Genomic DNA, 2,384 nt, shown 5'->3' with positions numbered 1-2,384 from the left:
GTTTCCGCAGTATCCTCCGTCCCCGTCCCCGCCCCACTCCCTCTCCCCCTCTCCCTCCCTCGAACGGAACAGCCGTGGCCGAGATCCGCCCCGAACCCGTCGACTCCCCGGACGCCCGCCTGCTGCTGACCGAGTACCAGGCCGAGGTCCGCCGCCGCTGGAGCGGCCCGCCACCCGCCGAACCGCTGCCCGCCGAGGCCCCGGCAGACCTCGAACTCGCGTCACCGCAGGGCGTGTTCCTGCTCGCCCGACTGGACGGCCGCCCGGTCGGCTGCGCGGGCGTCCGGGCCTTCGGCACCGCTCCCGACGCCACCCGCGGCGCCGCCCCCGGCACCGCCGAACTCAAGCGCCTGTACGTCCGCCCGGCCGGCCGCGGACACGGCCTGGGCCGGCTCCTGCTGGCCGCCGCCGAGGACGCCGCCCGCGCCCTCGGGCACGCCCGGCTGAGGCTGGACACCATGGCCGAACTCGCCGAGGCCCGCGCCCTGTACACGGCCACCGGTTACACGGACATCCCGCCGTACAACACCAACCCGTACGCCGCGCACTGGCTGGAGAAGGCGCTGTGACCGGGCCGGTGGTGAACCTGTGGCGGGCGGGCCTGGCCTCCGTGCCGGACGAGGTGTGGGGCCGGACGGACGCCGAGGTGCTGATCCTCGCGGACAACGAGCTGACCGAAATCCCGGACGCCATCGGCGACTTCACGGCTCTCCGCACCCTCGACCTGGGCCACAACGCGCTCACCGCCGTCCCCGACCGGATCGGCGACCTCACCGGCCTGTCCGACTTCCTCTACCTGCACGACAACCGGCTCACCGCCCTGCCGGAACGCCTGGGCCGCCTGCACCGGCTGCGCTACCTCAACGTCGGCGACAACCCGCTCACCGAACTCCCGGACAGCCTCGGCGACTTGGGCCAGCTCCTCGAACTGCGCGCCCAGAGCTGCCGGTTGACCAGCCTCCCGGACACCCTCGGCACGCTCCCCCGGCTGCGCGAACTGCGCCTGCGCGGCAACTCCCTCACCACGCTGCCCGATTCGCTCTCCGCCCTGCACGAACTGCGCTGCCTGGAACTGCGCGACAACCACCTCACCACCCTGCCGCCCGCCCTGGCCGGCCTCCCCCTGCTGCGCGAACTCGACCTACGCGCCAACCCGTTGACGGGCCTCCCGCCCTGGCTGGCCGACCTCCCCGCCCTGGAGAAACTCGACCTGCGCTGGACCCCGCACCCGCCCGCCCCGCACCTGGTCGCCACCCTCGAACGACGCGGCTGCGCCGTCTACTTCTAACCCGACGGGACGCCCGACGGACCCCCGCCGGACGCCCCGCCCCGCCTCACCTCACCTCACCTCACCAGGCGTAGTGCTCCGGCGCGGTGCGGTAACCGGGGAAGATCCCATCCAGCCGCTCCAGCGTCTTGGCGTCCAGCTCGACCTCCAACGACCGAACCGCCGCGTCGAGTTGCTCCTCGGTACGGGGACCGATGATCGGGGCGGTGACGGCCGGACGGGTGCGCAGCCAGGCGAGCGCGACGTCGCCGGGCTCGTGGCCGAGCTCCTCGCACAGGTCCTCGTACGCCTGGATCTGCTCGCGGCGCTCGTTCAGGGTGTCCAGCGCGCGGCCCGACGCCCGGCGGACGCCCTCGCGCTCCTTGCGCAGCACCCCGCCGAGCAGGCCGCCGTGCAGCGGGGACCACGGGATCAGGCCGAGGCCGTAGTGCTGGGCGGCGGGGGCCACCTCCAGCTCGACGCTGCGCTCGATCAGGTTGTACAGCGACTGCTCGCTGGTCAGGCCGAGGAAGTTCCGCGCCTTGGCGGCCTCCTGGGCCTGCGCGAGGTGCCAGCCGGCGAAGTTGGAGGACCCCACGTAGACGATCTTGCCCTGGAGGGTGAGCACCTCCATCGCCTGCCAGATCTCGTCCCAGGGCGTGTCCCGGTCGACGTGGTGCATCTGGTACAGGTCGATGTGGTCGGTCTGCAGGCGCTGCAGGCTGGCGTCCACGGCACGGCGGATGTTGAGCGCGGAGAGCTTGCCCTCGTTGGGCCAGTCACCCATGTCGCCGTACAGCTTGGTGGCGATCACGGTCTTCTCGCGCCGCCCGCCGCCCTTGGCGAACCAGTTGCCGATGATGCTCTCGGTGAGGCCCTTGTTCTCGCCCCAGCCGTAGACGTTGGCGGTGTCGAAGAAGTTGATGCCGTGCCCGTGCGCGGCGTCCATGATCCGGTGCGCGTCGGCCTCCACGGTGTGCGGACCGAAGTTCATGGTGCCCAGGCAGAGCCGGGAGACGGACAGGCCGGTACGGCCGAGGTGGGTGTACTCCATGTCCCCCACCCTCTGCCGACCCGCCCCACTTGTCCAGTACCCACCCACCCGACGCCCCCTCAC

Annotated in this window: 3 protein-coding genes; 2 read left to right on the top strand and 1 reads right to left on the bottom strand. The window is 72.4% G+C overall.

The window, feature by feature from the left end:
• Positions 1 to 74 precede the first annotated feature (74 nt).
• Both IH44_RS0139680 and IH44_RS0139675 read left to right on the top strand, forming a co-directional pair.
• Entirely contained in the window at positions 75 to 569 is a 495-nt protein-coding gene (locus IH44_RS0139680) for a GNAT family N-acetyltransferase (protein WP_051818327.1), read from the top strand.
• Entirely contained in the window at positions 566 to 1,288 is a 723-nt protein-coding gene (locus tag IH44_RS0139675; protein ID WP_030464715.1) for a leucine-rich repeat domain-containing protein, read from the top strand. Before IH44_RS0139680 ends, IH44_RS0139675 begins: the two co-directional genes overlap by 4 nt.
• A gap of 61 nt (positions 1,289 to 1,349) precedes the next feature.
• Here the strand turns inward: IH44_RS0139675 and IH44_RS0139670 are convergent, their stop codons facing one another.
• On the bottom strand, positions 1,350 to 2,321 hold the full coding sequence (locus IH44_RS0139670) for an aldo/keto reductase (RefSeq protein WP_030464714.1): 972 nt from the start codon (positions 2,319 to 2,321) through the stop codon (positions 1,350 to 1,352).
• Between the last annotated feature and the right edge of the window lie 63 nt (positions 2,322 to 2,384).

The sequence above is a fragment of the Kitasatospora sp. NRRL B-11411 genome (assembly GCF_000721345.1).
Taxonomy (GTDB): domain Bacteria; phylum Actinomycetota; class Actinomycetes; order Streptomycetales; family Streptomycetaceae; genus Kitasatospora; species Kitasatospora cineracea.
The sequence above is the reverse complement of the archived record's forward strand: the minus strand, read 5'-3'. Positions and strand labels throughout refer to the sequence as shown.